This is a genomic window from Phycicoccus sp. CSK15P-2 (assembly GCF_016888005.1).
Taxonomy (GTDB): domain Bacteria; phylum Actinomycetota; class Actinomycetes; order Actinomycetales; family Dermatophilaceae; genus Phycicoccus.
Map to the genome: position 1 here is coordinate 69,786 of NZ_JAFDVE010000014.1, position 15,341 is coordinate 85,126.

A 15,341-nucleotide genomic window follows, 5' to 3' on the forward strand; every position below is an offset into this window, starting at 1 on the left:
CGGCGGCGGACCCCCGAGGGGATCCGCCGCCGTCGTCGTGCGTGGTGGGGAGGGGCGTCAGTCCAGCCCGATCTCCTCGAGGTAGTCCTCGGCCACCATGTCCGCCGAGTCGCCCTCGACGTCGACCCGCGCGTTGAGCTCGGCCATCTTGTCGTTGTCGAGCGGCTTCAGGATCTGCGCGGCCAGGTCTTCGTACACCTCGCCGTTGGGCTCGTACACCGAGTTCTGGAAGACGAACGAGACGTTGTAGAGGATGAACACGCCCGGGTCCTCGACGAGCTCGAGGTTCAGGGCCGTGATGCGGCCGTCGGTGGTGAACACCTCACCGAACTGGCAGGCGCCCTTGTCGGTCTCGGTGTAGATGAGGCCGGTGTCGAGGATCTTCTGCTGGCTCTGCGGCACCTCGTAGCCCGTGGCCTCCTCGAACAGCACGAGGCCGTCGGGGCGGTCCGGGAACTCGGTCTCCATGCAGACGGTGGCGTCCGGGTTGGCCTCGAGGTAGTCGGCCATCTTCTGGAGGTCGAAGCCGCCCTCCTGCTGGGCGAGGTCACCGTTGGCGGCGAAGCCGTAGGTGTCGTTGAACGGGGACGTGCCGACCCACTTGAGGTCGTTCTTCTCGAGGTCCTCCGACGCGGTCTTCTCGTACAGCGCCTGCGGGTCGTTGCCCGGGTCGTCGTGGCCGAGGTACACCGTCCAGCCGGTGCCGTTGTACTCCGGGGAGACGTTGACCTCGCCGGCCAGGAGCGCCTCCCGGTTGACGGCGGAGCCGCCGAGGTTGGTCTGGTCGGTGACGCTGGCACCCTCGGCCTCGAGGGCCTTGACGAGGATCTTGCCGAGCAGGATGTTCTCGGTGAAGTCCTTGCTGCCGACGGTGATGCTCACGCCGTCGAGGCGGGCGTCGTCGCCGCCGTCGCCACCCGAGCCGCCGTCGTCGCTGCCACAGGCAGTGAGGGCCAGGCTCGCGGAGAGGCCCAGTGCGAGGGCCAGTGAGGTCTTGCGCAGTCGCATGTGTGTCACCTTCGGTGTCGTCGGGAGTCGTGCGTATCGAGAGTTCGCGATGCGTACGCGGCACCCGGGTCACCGTGGCGGGTCGGCCAGCCGAGTCACGATCCACGACGGCGCGGCCGGTCGCCCACGGCGGCCGGGTTGCCACCCCCACCTTGACCGTTGGGCAGGTGTATGGCCAATTCCGGCCCCAGGTCGTGACGCATTTGTGACTCCTCACGCCCTTCGTCCCATCAGGTGGACGTCACTCCGGACTCTGAGACGGTTACGCTCCGGCCCTAGGCTGGGCTCGTGAAGGTCCTCGTCATCGGCTCCGGTGCCCGTGAGCACGCCCTCGTCCGCGCCCTGGCGCTCGACCCCGTCGTCGACGCCGTCATCGCCGCTCCCGGCAACCCGGGCATCGCCGAGGTGGCCCTCGTCGAGCCCGTCGCCGCCGGCGGGTCCGACCCCGACGACGTCGTGCGGCTCGCCACCCGGCTCGCGGCCGACCTCGTCGTCGTGGGCCCGGAGGCCCCGCTCGTCGCCGGCGTCGCGGACGTCGTGCGCGCGGCCGGCATCCCGTGCTTCGGCCCCTCGGCGGCGGCGGCCCGGCTCGAGGGCAGCAAGGCCTTCGCCAAGGAGGTCATGTCGGCCGCCGACGTGCCGACCGGGATGGCGCACGTCTGTTCCCGGACCGAGGAGGTCGAGGAGGCGCTCGACGCCCTCGGCGCACCGCACGTCGTCAAGGAGGACGGGCTCGCGGCCGGCAAGGGCGTCGTCGTCACCGACGACCGGGACACCGCGCTCGAGCACGCCCGGGCCTGCCTCGACAAGCCGAACGGCCGGGTCGTCGTCGAGGAGTACCTCGACGGCCCCGAGGCCTCGCTGTTCTGCGTGTGCGACGGCGAGACCGTCGTGCCGCTCAGCCTCGCCCAGGACTTCAAGCGCGTGGGGGACGGCGACACCGGGCCGAACACCGGGGGGATGGGCGCCTACTGCCCGCTCGACTGGGCACCGGAGGGCCTCGTCGACGACGTCGTCGCCCGGATCGCCCAGCCCGTCGTCGACGAGATGGCCCGGCGCGGCACCCCCTTCGCCGGCGTCCTCTACGTCGGCCTCGCCCTCACCGCCCGCGGGCCGCGGGTCATCGAGTTCAACGTCCGCTTCGGCGACCCCGAGACCCAGGTCGTCCTGGCTCGCCTACGCACCCCGCTCGCCCAGCTGCTCCTCGCCGCCGCCGAGGGCCGGCTCGCCGAGGCCGAGCCGCTGCGGTGGAGCGAGGAGCACGCCGTGACGGTCGTCGTCGCGTCCGAGGGCTACCCCGGGACGCCGCGCACCGGCGACGCGGTGGGCGGGCTCGACGCCCTGCCCGGCGCGCCGGAGGTCTACGCCCTCCACGCGGGGACGGGCACCGACGACGACGGGCTCCTCGTCTCGTCCGGGGGTCGGGTGCTGTCCGTCGTCGCCACCGGCACCTCCCTGGCCGAGGCCCGCGACCGCGTCTACGCGGCCGTCGGCACCGTGGAGCTCGCCGGCTCGCACCACCGCCGGGACATCGCCGCGGCGGCCGAGCGCGGCGAGGTGACCGTCCCGGTCTGAGCCGCGCTCAGGCCAGGGCCTCCCGGACGTCGGCCAGATGGTCGAGGTCGTGCAGGTCGAGCACCTGGAGGTACAGCCGGGCCACCCCGGCCTCGGCGAGCCGCCCGACCCGTTCGCGGACCTCCTCCGGGGTGCCGGCGACGCCGTTCGCCCGGAGCTCGTCGGCGTCGCGCCCGATGGCCGCCGCGCGCCGCCGGACCGCCGCGTCGTCCGGGCCGACGCACACGACCTGCCCGGCGCTGTGGACGAGCGACAGCGGGTCGCGGCCGTGCTCGTCGCACACCTCGTCGACCCGCGCGAAGAGGCGTGCGGTGTCCTCCGGAGAGGCGAAGGGGGCGTTGAACTCGGCCGCGTAGCGGGCGGCGAGCGACGGCGTCCGCCGCTTCCCCGAGCCGCCGACGATGATCGGGACGCCGCCGTCCTGGACCGGCTTGGCGAGCGCCGGGGAGTCGCTCACCGGGTAGTGCGAGCCGTCGTGCTCGTACGTCGTGCCCGCCGGCGCCGACCACAGCCCCGTGACGACGGCCAGCTGCTCCTCGAGGCGGTCGAACCGCTCGCCCAGCGGCGGGAGCGGGATGCCGTACGCCGCGTGCTCGGCGGCGAACCATCCGGCGCCGAGGCCGAGCTCGACCCGTCCGCCGCTCATCGCGTCGACGTTCGCCACCGTGACCGCGAGCGGGCCGGGGAGCCGGAAGGTGGCCGAGGACACGAGCGTGCCGAGGCGGATCCGGCTCGTCTCGCGGGCCAGGCCGGCGAGCGTCGTCCAGGCGTCGGTGGGACCGGGGTGCCCGTCGCCGGACATGTGGAGGTAGTGGTCGGAGCGGAAGAAGGCGTCGTAGCCGAGGTCCTCCGCGGCCCGCGCGACGGCGAGCAGGTCCTCGTAGGTGGCCCCCTGCTGGGGTTCGGTGAAGATCCGCAGGTCCATGCCCCCACGCTACGGGCGGAGCACGTCCGCCGTCGTCCCACGGATACGTCCCGCGCCGAGGGAGACCATCCCGGCGAGCGTGGCGCCGCCGAGCATGAGTGCGGCGAAGGGCCGGCCGCCGATGCCGGCACCGGACCAGGCGACGAGGGTCCCGACCGCCCCGGTCTGCAGTGCGACGCCGGTGCTCACGGCCAGCCCCTGGGCGGCGCTCGCGCGACCCTGCTCGGCTCGCGGGGCGAGTGCGAGGAGCTCGGTCGAGAGCGTGGGGGAGAGCACGCCCATCCCCGTCGCGGCGAGGGCCCAGCCGAGCATCCCCGGGACGAGACCGACGACGTCGAGGGCGAGCAGGGCCGGGCCGAGGGCGCCGACCGCGATGAGCACGCCCCCGGCCCGGGTCCTGGTGGTGGGGCCGAGGCGGGACTGGACGGGCCCGGTGCTGTTCACCCAGGACCCGACGGCCCACATGACCCCCGTCACGGACAGCGAGACGCCGGCGAGCACGGCGGACGCGTCGTGGACCGTGACGAGCATCAGGGGGATCGCGGCGCCGACCCCGGAGAACGACGCCGCCACGAGGAGCCGGAGCCCGACGACCGCGGGGACGCCCGGTGCGAGGCGCGCCGTCCCTCGCGGGAGTGCCCTGGCGGCTGCGGCCACGGCCACGACGAGACCCGTGAGGACGAGCCCGACCCCCGCCGTCCGGGTCCGGGTGTCCTCCAGGAGCGGCGCCGAGAACGTGGCGAGGTCCAGGGCCGCGGCGAGGACGAGCGCGGCGGTCGTCCGACCCCGGGCGCCGTCGTCTCCCGGGGCCGAGCCGGGCCGGGGGCCGGTACCGCGGAGCGCCGGGTGCAGGAGCACCAGGGCGGGGAGAGCGACCGCGAGCGGGGCGGCGAAGACGGGGCGCCATCCGGCCACGGCCTCGATGCCGCCCGCGAGGCCGGGGCCGAGCAGCGAGGGCAGCACCCACGCCGCCGCGAAGCCCGCGAACACCTTGGCGCGCAGCGCCTCCGGCAGCGCCTGGGCGACGACGACCATGAGGGCGGTGTCGACGAGTGCCTCGGCTGCGCCGGAGAGCGCGCGCCCCGCGACGAACACGGCCATCGTCGGGGCCAGGGCGGCGACGACCTGGGCGCCGGCGAACGTGCCGAGGCCGGCGAGGAGCACCGGCCGGGGGCCGAGCCGGTCGGTCCACGCGCCGGCGAAGGCCAGGGCGACCGTGAACGCGACGAGGGACGCGCCGGTCGAGGCGCCGAACAGGCCCCATCCGTCGAGGTCGGCGACGACGACCGGGAGGACCGTCTGCACGGCACGGTTCTCGAAGGCCGCGAGGGTCACGAGGGCGAGCGCTCCGGTCACCGTCGGGAGGTGGTGGCGGTCGAGCAGCCGTGGCTCGCGGGCCCGGCGGGACGTGTCGGTGGTCGTCATCCGGACAGGCTCGTACCTCAAGTCCACATGAGGTCAACCGGGCTATGCTGCAGGCGTGGACCGACACGACCTGCTGGCCGTCGGCGAGGTGGCCGAGCGTTCGGGCGTCAGCGTCCCCACCGTGCGCTTCTACGAGGAGAAGGGTCTCGTCACGTCGGTGCGCACGGCGGGCAACCAGCGCCGGTTCGAGCGGCACGTGCTCCGGCGGATCGCCGTCGTCCGCGCGGGGCAGCGGTTCGGTCTCACCCTCGCCGAGATCGCCGAGGCGCTCGCGGCGCTGCCGGAGGACCGCCCGCCGACCAAGCGTGACTGGGCCCGGATGTCGCGGCGCTGGCACGACGCCCTGAGCGCGCGGATCGAGGCGATGACGCGCGTCCGGGACGGCCTCAGCTCGTGCATCGGCTGCGGGTGCCTGTCGCTGCGGACCTGCCCGGTCTACAACGAGGACGACGAGCTCTCGGCGGAGGGTCCCGGTCCGCGCCGATGGCCCCCTGCGACCCGGGGCGACTGAGGTGCGGGGCAGCGCCCGGGGGGCTGGAAGGATGGCGGCATGGCCGACACGCCCGTCATCCCGCCCCACGCCGCGCCCGAGCTGCCCGGCTACGCGCACGTCTACTCCGGCAAGGTCCGTGACCTCTACGCTCCGCGGGGCGACACCGGGGCCCCGCGGGACGACCAGCTCCTCCTCGTCGCCTCCGACCGCATCTCGGCGTTCGACTTCGTCCTCGAGACCCCGGTGCCGGACAAGGGCGAGGTGCTCACCCGGATGTCGCTGTGGTGGTTCGAGCAGCTCGCCGACCTCGTGCCGAACCACGTCGTCTCCACCGACGTGCCGGACGCCGTGCGGGGCCGGGCCGTGCTCGTCCGGCGGCTGGACATGCTGCCCGTCGAGTGCGTCGCCCGGGCCTACCTCACCGGCGGTGGGCTGCGGGAGTACCGGGCCGACGGGCAGGTCAGCGGCATCGCGCTCCCGGACGGGCTGGTCGACGGCTCGCGCTTCCCGGAGCCGATCTTCACGCCGTCGACGAAGGCGCCGGACGGGGAGCACGACGAGCCGATGTCCTACGCCGAGGTCGAGGCGGCCGTGGGGTCCGACCTCGCCGCCCGGGCCCGTGACCTCACCGTGCGCATCCTCACCCGCGGCGGCGAGATCGCGGCCGAGCGCGGCATCATCGTCGCCGACACGAAGGTCGAGTTCGGGGTCGAGGACGGAGTGCTCGTCCTCGCCGACGAGGTGCTGACGCCGGACTCCTCGCGGTTCTGGCCGGCCGACCGGTGGGAGCCCGGTCACCCGCAGCCGAGCTTCGACAAGGAGTTCGTCCGGGAGTGGCTGCTCTCCCCGGCGAGCGGCTGGGACAAGGGCTCGGGGACGCCTCCGCCACCGTTGCCGGACGAGGTCCTCGAGCGCACCCGCGCCAAGTACGTCGAGGCCTACGAGCGCCTCACCGGCGGCACCTTCACGCCCGGCCGCTGAGCTCGCCCCGGACACGGTGACGGGGGCAGGCCCGAGCGCGGGCCCACCGGCCGGTGGTTCGCGACCCCACGACCGTGTCCCCGGTGGCACCCGGCCGATGTCGGGCGAGCGGACCGAATCTTTCTGTCGGACGGTTGACGGAAAAATTCACGTTCCGCACGGTATGTCCCATGGTGCCCGACGGAGTGCACGCCATCGTGCGACAGACCCACGAGGACCGCGTGCTGCGCGCCCTCCGCAGCGGAGGGGTGATGAGCCGCGGCCAGATCGCCCGGGCGGTCGGGCTCTCGCGGACCACCCTGTCCGAGATCACCGGCGACCTGCTGAGGCGCGGCGCCATCGTCGTCGTCGACACGGACGCGGACCGGCGCACCGGCAGCGGTCGGCCCGCCGAGCGTCTGGCCCTGGACCCGCGCTCGGGCCAGTTCCTCGGCGTCGACTTCGGCCACCGCCGTGTCCAGGTCGCCGTCGCCGACGCGGCCCACGAGATCGTCGCGGTCGGCGCCCGCACCTACCCCGAGGCCTGCCCGTGGACCGACCGGGTCGAGCGCGCGTTCGCCCTCGCCGACGATCTCGCGGCGGAGCACGACCTGCACTTCGGGGCGCTCCAAGGGGTGGGCATCGGGGTCACCGGCCCCCTCTCGGCCGAGGCGCCGCACGCGACGGCGGCGGCCTCCTTCCGCGATGCCGCCGTCGACCTGGCCTTCGAACGGCGGTTCGGCACTCGGGTCGTCGTCGACAACAACAGCCGGCTCGCGGGTCTGGCCGAGGCGCTCCTCGCGCGTCCGACGCGCGAGCATGTCGCGGACCTCGTCTTCGTGCGCCTCTCCGACGGCGTCGGGGGCGCTCTCGTCGTCTCCGGCCGTCTCGTCCCGGGGCGCCACGGTCTCGCCGGAGAGATGGGCCACGTCACCGTCGACCCCGACGGCGCTCCGTGCCGATGCGGCAAGACGGGCTGTCTGGAGACGGTCGCCTCCGCCCGTGCGGTGCTGGACGCCTGCCGCTCCCGCGGGCTCGACCTCGCCGACCTGCCCGGGCTCGGCGCGGCCCTGTCCCGTGGCGAGCCCGTCGCGGTCGACGTCGTCCGCGCGGTCGGTGCGGCCGTCGGTCGCGTCCTCGGTGCCGTCGCGATGGCCGCCGACCCGGCCGAGATCGTCATCGGCGGGTCCGTGGCCCGGGTCGCTCCGGCGCTCGTCGACGAGGCAGCCCGCGTCGTCGCCGGCGAGGTGTTCCCCGGCAGCGAGCCCCCTCGGGTCCGCACGGCCACCCTGAGCGACGACGACGGCGCGATGGGCGCCCTCGCCGCCCTGTTCCACAGCTCTCCCCTCCTCACCGACTACCCCCAGGTGCCTCGGATGCCGACCGGCCCCGGCGCCGGCCCCCGACCCCCGGTCACGTCTGGAGCCATGCATGTCCGTGTCCACTGAACCGTCCACGTCCGAGCCCGAGCGGACGACGCGGGCCACGGACGACGACAAGGCCGACGACACAGGCCGGTCCAGGGCCGTCGCCGGTCCCGGGCGCGGCCGGGCACTGCTCCTCAACCTGCTGTCCGTCCTCCTCGGCATCGCCGCGTGGTGGGGTCTGGCCGCCGCCGGCTTCCAGCTGCCCACGCCGCCGGAGGTCGCCGAGCAGGCCTGGACGCTGGCCCGCGACGGCACCCTCGCGGACGCCACGCTCGCGAGCCTCCTGCGGGTCCTCGCCGGGTTCGCCCTCGGGACCGCCGTCGCCATCCCGGTCGGCTTCCTCATGGGGTGGTACACCGTGGCGCGCAACCTGGTCGAACCGTGGATCCAGTTCTTCCGGACCATCCCGCCGCTCGCGATCCTGCCGCTCGCGATCGTCCTCCTCGGGATCGACGAGACACCGAAGATCTTCGTCATCTTCCTCGCGGCCTTCCTCACCTGCGTCATCTCGACGTTCCAGGGGGTCGTGAGCGTGGACCGGACCCTCATCAACGCCGCCCGCGTGCTCGGCGCGGGCGACGCCGAGATCTTCGCGCGCGTCGTCGTCCCCGCCTCGACCCCCTTCATCCTCGTCGGCATGCGGGTCGGCCTCGGCTCGTCCTGGGCCACCCTCGTCGCCGCCGAGCTCATCGCCGCCCAGAAGGGGCTGGGCAAGCTCATGCAGGACGCGCAGCTGTACTACGACCTGCCGACGATCTTCGTCGGTCTGATCGCCATCGGCGTCCTCGGGCTCCTCATGGACCGGCTGCTCCTGCTCGCCGAAGCACGACTCACCGGATGGCAGGAGCGCCGCTGATGACCACCACCACGTCGACGAGGCCGCAGACGGGGACGGCCAAGATCTCCGTCCGTGAGGTGACCAAGGAGTTCGACCTCGGGAAGGAGACGTTCACGGCGCTCGACCGGGTCAGCCTCGACGTCGCCGACAACGAGTTCGTCACCGTCGTCGGACCCTCCGGCTGCGGGAAGTCGACCCTGATGAACATCCTCGCGGGTCTGGAGGAGCCGACCTCGGGTGAGGCCCTGGTGGACGGCGCGACCGTCACCGGCCCCGGTCCCGAGCGCGGCGTGATCTTCCAGCAGTACGCGCTCTTCCCGTGGCTCACGGTGCGCAAGAACGTCGAGTTCGGACTGCGGACGGCCAAGATGTCGAAGGGCGAGCGTCGCGAGAAGGCGGACCACTTCATCGAGATGGTCGGCCTCACCCAGTTCGCCGACGCGCTGCCCAAGATGCTCTCCGGCGGCATGCGCCAGCGCTGCGCCATCGCCCGGGCCTACGCGGTCGACCCCTCGATCCTCCTCATGGACGAGCCGTTCGGTGCCCTCGACGCCCTGACCCGGGTCAACCTCCAGGATCAGCTCCTCGAGACGTGGAGCCGCGAGAAGCGCACCGTCGTGTTCATCACCCACGACGTCGACGAGGCGGTCTACCTCGCGAACCGCGTCGTCGTCATGGCCGCCCGTCCCGGCCGCATCTACGACGTCGTCGACGTCGACCTACCCTACCCCCGGACGGAGGAGTTCCGTCTCTCGCACGAGTTCGCCGAGCTGCGTAACCGCGTGTGGAACTCCGTCTACCACCAGACCGGACCCGACGCCGAGCGGACCGGTGACTGAGCAGCACCCAGCACGACCCGGCACCACGACGCCGTCACCGTCGACGGCCCGACCGAAGGACACCAGCCACCATGCGCACGACCCGACGCACTCTCCTCGCGACCGCCCTGACCGCCTCGCTCGGCCTCGGCCTGGCCGCCTGCGGATCCGACGAGTCCGGATCCGGCGGTGACGCCGTCGAGACCGTGAAGTTCGGCTACATCGCCGACTACAACGGCACGAGCCTGCTGGCCATCGCCAACGACCAGGGGCTGTGGGAGAAGCACGGCCTCGAGGCCGAGACCCCCGTCTTCACGAACGGTCCGCTCCAGATCCAGGCCCTCGGGGCCGGCGACCTCGACTTCGGCTACATCGGCCCCGGTGCCATGTGGCTGCCGGCCAGCGGCCAGGCCAAGGTCATCGCCATCAACACCCTCGGGAACTCCGACCGCGTCATCGCCCAGCAGGGCATTACCTCCCTCGAGCAGCTCGAGGGCAAGAAGGTCGGCGTCCCCGAGGGCACCTCCGGGGACATGATCCTCAGCCTGGCCCTCGAGAAGGCCGGGCTGACCAAGGACGACGTCGAGCTCACCCCGATGGACCCGTCGACGATCGTCTCGGCGTTCTCCAGCGGGCAGATCGACGCGGCCGGCTTCTGGTACCCGGCGATCGCGACCATCAAGGAGCAGGACCCCGACCTCGTCGAGCTCGCGAAGAACTCCGACTTCACCGACGTGCAGTTCCCGACGGCGTTCGTCGCCGGCAACGACGTGGTCGACCAGGAGAAGACGACGAAGACCATCGCGGTGCTGCGTGAGGCGATGGCCTTCCGCGCCGAGAACCCCGAGGAGGCCGTCGAGGTCACCGCGAAGATGCTGGGCAGGCCGGTCGAGGACGTCCAGGCCGATGCCGACAACAACACGGTCCTCACCGTCGAGGAGCTCGACCAGGACACGCAGGACGGCACGGTCGACTCCTGGCTCGACGGGATGCAGACGTTCTTCGTCGACAACGGCAAGCTCGACGCCCCCGCCGACCCGAAGACCTGGTACACCGGCGACCTCTTCACCGGGGCCGCCCAGTGAGCCGGAGCAACATCCTCTTCCTCATGACCGACCAGCACCGGGTCGACACCCTCGGTGCGTACGGGAACGGGGCGGACACGACCCCGGTCCTCGACGAGCTGGCCCGCACGGGGACGCGGTTCGACCGCTGGTACACCCCGACGGCGATCTGCACGCCGGCTCGGGCCAGCCTCCTCACCGGCCAGGCGCCGTTCCGGCACAAGGTGCTCGCCAACCACGAGCGCAACGTCGGGTACCGGGAGGACCTGCCGACCGACGCCTTCACGTTCTCGGAGGCGCTCAAGGAGGACGGGTACAACTGCGGGCTCGTCGGGAAGTGGCACGTCGGGACCGAGCGGACCGCTCCGGACTTCGGCTTCGACGGCCCGGACCTGCCGGGCTGGCACAACCCGGTCGAGCACCCGGACTACCTCGCCTACCTCGACGAGCACGGGCTGCCGCCCTACGAGATCTCCGACCACGTGCGCGGGACGCTGCCGAACGGGGGGCCGGGCAACCTGCTCGCCGCCCGGTTGCACCAGCCGGTGGAGGCCACCTTCGAGCACTACCTCGCGACCCGCACGATCGAGATGCTCGAGCGGTACGCGGCCGACGCACGCGAGGGGACGCCGTTCTTCCTCCAGCTCAACTTCTTCGGTCCGCACCTGCCGTACATCCTCCCGGACGAGTACTTCGACCTCGTGGACCCGGAGACGGTCGAGCTGCCGAGGTCGGTGGCCGAGACCTTCCAGGGCAAGCCGCCGGTCCAGCGGAACTACAGCGCGCACTGGACCTTCGACACGATGCCGATCGAGGTGACCCGCAAGCTCATCGCGGTCTACCGGGGCTACGTCGCGCTCATCGACACGGAGATCGGCCGGGTCATGGACGCCCTCGCCCGGCTCGGTCTCGTCGACGACACGGCGGTCTTCTTCACCTGCGACCACGGGGAGTTCACCGGCGCCCACCGGCTCCACGACAAGGGCCCGGCCATGTACGAGGACATCTACCGGACGCCGGGCCTCCTGCGGCTGCCCGGCCAGCAGCCCGGGGTGGAGCGTGGCGAGTTCGTCAGCCTCCTGGACTGCACGGCGACGATCCTCGACATCGCCGGCCTGGACCCCAAGCTGGCCGTCGACTCCCGCAGCCTGCTGCCGCTCACGAGGACCGGCGAGGTCGAGTGGGAGGACGACATCGTCTGCGAGTTCCACGGGCACCACTTCCCGTACCCGCAGCGGATGCTCCGCGAGGACCGCTACAAGCTGGTCGTCAACCCCGACTCGGTCAACGAGCTCTACGACCTGCACGTCGACCCCGACGAGCTGCTCAACGTCCACGACCACCCCGAGATGCGGGAGGTGCGCGACCGGATGATGCGGCGGCTCTACGAGGTCCTGCGTGAGCGCGGCGACAACTTCTACCACTGGATGACGTCGATGTACGACGTCGGTGAGGTGGCCTACGACCCGACCCTGAGCGGGCTCGACGAGTCGACCTACCGGCGGGCGAGGGGCTGAGCCCGCTCGCCCGCCGGTAGGTGGGCGAGCGGGCTCAGGAGCGTCGACGCCGGGGGCGGGCGACGTACAGGCGGTCGCTGCGCGGGCCGGTCCACTCCATCCGGACGACTCCGGGGACCGCGGCGTCGTCGATCCGGGAGGGGTCCGACCAGTAGCCCGCGTTCGGGTTCCGGAAGAAGGTGGCCCAGACCGTCCCCCTGCGGTCCTCGAAGAGGTTGTTGTGCCCGGCCCCGACGCCTGCCGTCCAGCGCGGCGAGTACGGGCCCTCGAAGCGGTCCGCGACGGCGAGGACCATGTCGTACTGGTACTGCGTGCGGCCGGGCCCGGGGTTGTCGTACCGGTACACCTGCTCGCCGTCCACGGTCCACGTGCGGTCCCACACGGCCCCGACGAGGTAGTACGCGCCGGCCTTCTCGAACACGTACGCGCCCTCGATGTACGGCTCCGGGTCGTACGGGACCTCGTCGAAGGTCGGCAGGTCGGTCTGCGGGACGATGTCCTCCATGTCGTCGCGGAAGCGCGCGTACAGGTGGTTGTGGAGGACGAGCCACGCGCTGCCGCGCTCGCTGAACATGCTGCCGTCGATGTGGTGGTACGCGCCCGGCTCGACGAACGCGGGGCCGCCGACGAACGGCTCGCCGAAGGGCTTGTCGTGGTTGCCCTCGGCGAGCCGGTACGGGCCCTCGATACCGCCCTCGCTGCGCAGCAGGAACGACCCGACCTTCTGTGCGTGGTCCCCCATGCACGCGACGATGAACCAGGTGTCCTGGAACCGGTGGATCTCCGGTGCCCACACCTGGCCGCGCTTCCCGAACCGCTCGTCCTCCCAGTACTCCTGCCACGGGGCGACGACGACCCGGTCGGCGGTGTTCTCGTCGACGAACTCCGGGGACCAGACCTTGCCCCGCTCGGCGCCGGGGCGGATACCCGTGGTGTCGGCCAGCGACCACGGCCCGCGCAGCGACGGGGCGGTCCACACGAAGATCCCGTCGTTCCAGGGGGCGGCCCTGTCCAGTCCGGGCACGCGGCTGGTCCCGGTGCACACGTACACCGAGCGGCCGCGAACGACGACGTGGTTGACGTAGGTGTCCCGCATCCAGACCCGGCCCAGCTCCTCGTCACGAGGGCGGAGCTCGAGCGGGAGGACGAAGGAGTTGTCGTCCCGCGGCCACAGCTCGGGGCGGGTGTCGGCGGTGCCGTACGGCTCCAGGGTGGGCCAGGGCCCGGGGTAGCGGCCGAGGCGTCCGTGAGGCGCCGTGGGGGCGACGGCCCGTGCGGACCCTCCGGACGCGAGGGCCAGGGCGCCGGCTCCGGACCCGGCCAGCAGGGTCCGGCGGCCAAGCATCTCGGGACGGGGATCTGTCGTCATGGGGCGTCGCTCCTCGCATGCTCGAGGGGCCTCGTCGCCCCTTCGACCAGCACGCTAGCCAGGGGAATTCTGACGCTGAACAGGCGGCGGAAAACATTCTGGGCCCGCCCCGTGCCCCTCCCGGCACCCGGTCACGGCCTCGTCACGTCCGTGCAGTAGACCTCGCCGTGCGCCAGCCGGCCGGCTGTCAGGAAGTTCACGGTGGCGTCGTCCGCGCAGGCCGACCCCTGGCCGTAGACGTAGTGACCCCCGTTGTCGACGCCGACGAGCGCCGAGCGGTCACCGAGTGCCCGGTGCAGCCCGAGCGCTCCCTCCCAGGGGGTGGCGTTGTCGCGGCGGTTCTGGAGGATCAGGACGTTGCGCGCCCCCTCGGCCCCGACGGCGACCGGCGGCTCGGTCGGTGCACTCCAGAAGGCGCAGGCCCAGATGCTCGCCGGCATGCCGGCGCTGAGCGGCCACGCCCGGCGGTCCGCGGCGCTGCGCTCCGCGTATCCGGCGACGTCGCGCGGCCACGCGGCGTCACCGCACATGAGCGCCAGGAACATGGTGGTCTGGTTGTCCGCCGGGATGCCCGGCGGCAAGGGTGCCTCGGTGAGGAGCTGGTCGAGAACCTCCGCGTCGGCCTCCGTGGCCGTGCCGTCGGCGAGTGCCGAAGCGGCCGCCCAGAACTGCGTGAGCGGAGCGAGTGTGTCGTCGTGCAGCAGCAGGGCGTACGTGACGTTGCGCAGCAGCGCTCCGTCCAGGCGTTCGCCGGTCCCTGGAAGAGCGGCGGGTTCGCGGTCGAGCCGGTCGGCAAGGGACAGGTAGCTCCGGGTGACCTCGGCGGCGCTCTCGCCGAGACCGAGCTCCTCGGACCGGGCGGCCGCAACGACCGCGGCGTCTGGGAACCGGTCGGCCAGGCCCTGACCCCACGTGGCGGCCATGCCGTCGTACCAGACCGTCGTGGGGTCGACGTTGCCTTCGAGGACCATCCGGTCGGTGCGCTCCTGGAACATCGCGCGGTAGACCGCGCCGAGATAGGTGCCGTAGGACTGCCCCCAGTACGAGACCCGCTCCTCCCCGAGAGCCTGCCGGATGCGGTCCATGTCCCGCGCCGTGTTGGCGGTGGTGAAGTGCCGCAGGTCCGCGCCGACGGCCTCGGCACAGGTCTGCGCGTCGGCACGGGCGAGGTCGACGGCGTCGTCGATCGACCCGTCCGCAGCGGGGTAGGGAAAGCGGTCGGCCAGCCCGGGGTTCTCGAAGCCACAGCTCTGCGGCGTGCTGTGCTCGACACCGCGGGGGTCGAAACCGACGAGGTCGTAGCGCTCCAGCACGGACGTCGGCAGCGTGGTTGCCATCGTCGAGGGCATGTCCAGGCCCCCGAGGCCGGGTCCTCCCGGGTTGAGCAGCAGGACGCCCCGCCTGGTACCCGGGGCGGCAGTGGCCAGCCGGGACACTGCCAGCTCCAGTGTCGGGCCGTGCGGGTCCCGGTAGCTCAGGGGTACGCGCAGCGTTCCGCAGGTCTGCCGTGGGTCGCGGGTGACGCCCTCAGCGGGCTCGGGGCAGACGCCCCAGGTGACCTCTCCGGAGCCACCGCCTCTCGAGGCCGCCTCGGCCCGGCGGGTCTCCGTGTGGACCGCGCCGGATCCGGTGCTCGCGCCGCAGGCTGCCAACCCCAGGAGAGGCGCGGTCGCCGCCGCGACCGACGCCACCAGGCGACGCGTCCTCGGCGGCTGGGGTGCTCTCGAGGTGTGCTGTGTCCTCATGTCGGGTGCTCCTCGACTCGGGTGGCCGGCCTCGGCCGGACCGTCGGTGTCTCGTCCCGACGAGTCAACCGGTGAGAACGGGTCGGGCGCGTCACCCCGGCGTGGACAGTCGGGGTACCCCGCTCGGGGGACACCGAGGTGTGGCCGGGGCTGTGCTGCGTCGACGTGCCGTGCCTG

13 protein-coding genes are annotated in these 15,341 nt (G+C 72.8%); 8 read left to right on the forward strand and 5 right to left on the reverse strand.

Going from position 1 to position 15,341, the window contains the following annotated elements:
• Nucleotides 1-57: 57 nt before the first annotated feature.
• Nucleotides 58-1,008 (reverse strand): glycine betaine ABC transporter substrate-binding protein, encoded by a 951-nt coding sequence (locus JQN72_RS09450; RefSeq protein ID WP_204134932.1) that lies wholly within the window; start codon nucleotides 1,006-1,008, stop codon nucleotides 58-60.
• A 288-nt stretch (nucleotides 1,009-1,296) separates the two neighbouring features.
• Here JQN72_RS09450 and purD point away from each other — a divergent pair, with 288 nt between their 5' ends.
• On the forward strand, nucleotides 1,297-2,583 hold the full coding sequence (gene purD / locus JQN72_RS09455) for a phosphoribosylamine--glycine ligase (protein ID WP_204134933.1): 1,287 nt from the start codon (nucleotides 1,297-1,299) through the stop codon (nucleotides 2,581-2,583).
• 7 nt (nucleotides 2,584-2,590) lie between these two features.
• On the opposite strand, the gene JQN72_RS09460 is transcribed toward purD, so the two are convergent.
• Together JQN72_RS09460 and JQN72_RS09465 are read right to left on the reverse strand one after the other, a co-directional pair.
• Nucleotides 2,591-3,508 (reverse strand): LLM class F420-dependent oxidoreductase, encoded by a 918-nt coding sequence (locus JQN72_RS09460; protein ID WP_204134934.1) that lies wholly within the window; start codon nucleotides 3,506-3,508, stop codon nucleotides 2,591-2,593.
• Nucleotides 3,509-3,517: 9 nt separating this feature from the next.
• Complete coding sequence (locus JQN72_RS09465; protein ID WP_204134935.1) at nucleotides 3,518-4,933, reverse strand: MFS transporter; 1,416 nt, start codon at nucleotides 4,931-4,933, stop codon at nucleotides 3,518-3,520.
• Between the two features lie 55 nt (nucleotides 4,934-4,988).
• Here JQN72_RS09465 and soxR point away from each other — a divergent pair, with 55 nt between their 5' ends.
• The 7 genes from soxR to JQN72_RS09500 all read left to right on the forward strand — a co-directional run bounded on the left by soxR (nucleotide 4,989) and on the right by JQN72_RS09500 (nucleotide 12,050).
• On the forward strand, nucleotides 4,989-5,444 hold the full coding sequence (soxR, locus tag JQN72_RS09470; RefSeq protein WP_204134936.1) for a redox-sensitive transcriptional activator SoxR: 456 nt from the start codon (nucleotides 4,989-4,991) through the stop codon (nucleotides 5,442-5,444).
• Between the two features lie 39 nt (nucleotides 5,445-5,483).
• Complete coding sequence (locus JQN72_RS09475) at nucleotides 5,484-6,407, forward strand: phosphoribosylaminoimidazolesuccinocarboxamide synthase (RefSeq protein WP_204134937.1); 924 nt, start codon at nucleotides 5,484-5,486, stop codon at nucleotides 6,405-6,407.
• A gap of 170 nt (nucleotides 6,408-6,577) precedes the next feature.
• On the forward strand, nucleotides 6,578-7,834 hold the full coding sequence (locus JQN72_RS09480) for an ROK family transcriptional regulator (protein ID WP_239100415.1): 1,257 nt from the start codon (nucleotides 6,578-6,580) through the stop codon (nucleotides 7,832-7,834).
• Nucleotides 7,818-8,669 carry an ABC transporter permease gene (locus tag JQN72_RS09485; RefSeq protein WP_204134938.1) on the forward strand — a complete coding sequence of 284 codons (852 nt, stop codon included), beginning with the start codon at nucleotides 7,818-7,820 and terminating at the stop codon, nucleotides 8,667-8,669. The genes JQN72_RS09480 and JQN72_RS09485 overlap by 17 nt, the downstream gene beginning before the upstream one ends.
• Entirely contained in the window at nucleotides 8,669-9,490 is an 822-nt protein-coding gene (locus JQN72_RS09490; protein ID WP_204134939.1) for an ABC transporter ATP-binding protein, read from the forward strand. Before JQN72_RS09485 ends, JQN72_RS09490 begins: the two co-directional genes overlap by 1 nt.
• Nucleotides 9,491-9,561: 71 nt before the next feature.
• Nucleotides 9,562-10,554, forward strand: a complete 993-nt coding sequence (locus JQN72_RS09495) for an aliphatic sulfonate ABC transporter substrate-binding protein (RefSeq protein ID WP_204134940.1) — start codon at nucleotides 9,562-9,564, stop codon at nucleotides 10,552-10,554.
• Nucleotides 10,551-12,050, forward strand: a complete 1,500-nt coding sequence (locus tag JQN72_RS09500) for a sulfatase-like hydrolase/transferase (RefSeq protein WP_307812565.1) — start codon at nucleotides 10,551-10,553, stop codon at nucleotides 12,048-12,050. Before JQN72_RS09495 ends, JQN72_RS09500 begins: the two co-directional genes overlap by 4 nt.
• A 34-nt stretch (nucleotides 12,051-12,084) precedes the next feature.
• Here the strand turns inward: JQN72_RS09500 and JQN72_RS09505 are convergent, their stop codons facing one another.
• The gene (locus tag JQN72_RS09505) at nucleotides 12,085-13,419 is read right to left on the reverse strand and encodes a family 43 glycosylhydrolase (RefSeq protein ID WP_204134942.1); all 1,335 of its coding nucleotides are present in this window, start codon (nucleotides 13,417-13,419) and stop codon (nucleotides 12,085-12,087) included.
• 131 nt (nucleotides 13,420-13,550) lie between these two features.
• The gene (locus JQN72_RS09510; protein WP_204134943.1) at nucleotides 13,551-15,164 is read right to left on the reverse strand and encodes an alpha/beta hydrolase; all 1,614 of its coding nucleotides are present in this window, start codon (nucleotides 15,162-15,164) and stop codon (nucleotides 13,551-13,553) included.
• Nucleotides 15,165-15,341: the final 177 nt, after the last annotated feature.

What these genes read in the sequence shown, in the direction of transcription:
- JQN72_RS09450 (WP_204134932.1), bottom strand. Translation starts at nt 1,008, where the DNA reads ATGCGACTGCGCAAGACCTCACTGGCCCTCGCACTGGGCCTCTCCGCG.
- JQN72_RS09460 (WP_204134934.1), bottom strand. Translation starts at nt 3,508, where the DNA reads ATGGACCTGCGGATCTTCACCGAACCCCAGCAGGGGGCCACCTACGAG.
- JQN72_RS09465 (WP_204134935.1), bottom strand. Translation starts at nt 4,933, where the DNA reads ATGACGACCACCGACACGTCCCGCCGGGCCCGCGAGCCACGGCTGCTC.
- JQN72_RS09475 (WP_204134937.1), top strand. Translation starts at nt 5,484, where the DNA reads ATGGCCGACACGCCCGTCATCCCGCCCCACGCCGCGCCCGAGCTGCCC.
- JQN72_RS09480 (WP_239100415.1), top strand. Translation starts at nt 6,578, where the DNA reads ATGGTGCCCGACGGAGTGCACGCCATCGTGCGACAGACCCACGAGGAC.
- JQN72_RS09485 (WP_204134938.1), top strand. Translation starts at nt 7,818, where the DNA reads ATGTCCGTGTCCACTGAACCGTCCACGTCCGAGCCCGAGCGGACGACG.
- JQN72_RS09490 (WP_204134939.1), top strand. Translation starts at nt 8,669, where the DNA reads ATGACCACCACCACGTCGACGAGGCCGCAGACGGGGACGGCCAAGATC.
- JQN72_RS09495 (WP_204134940.1), top strand. Translation starts at nt 9,562, where the DNA reads ATGCGCACGACCCGACGCACTCTCCTCGCGACCGCCCTGACCGCCTCG.
- JQN72_RS09505 (WP_204134942.1), bottom strand. Translation starts at nt 13,419, where the DNA reads ATGACGACAGATCCCCGTCCCGAGATGCTTGGCCGCCGGACCCTGCTG.
- JQN72_RS09510 (WP_204134943.1), bottom strand. Translation starts at nt 15,164, where the DNA reads ATGAGGACACAGCACACCTCGAGAGCACCCCAGCCGCCGAGGACGCGT.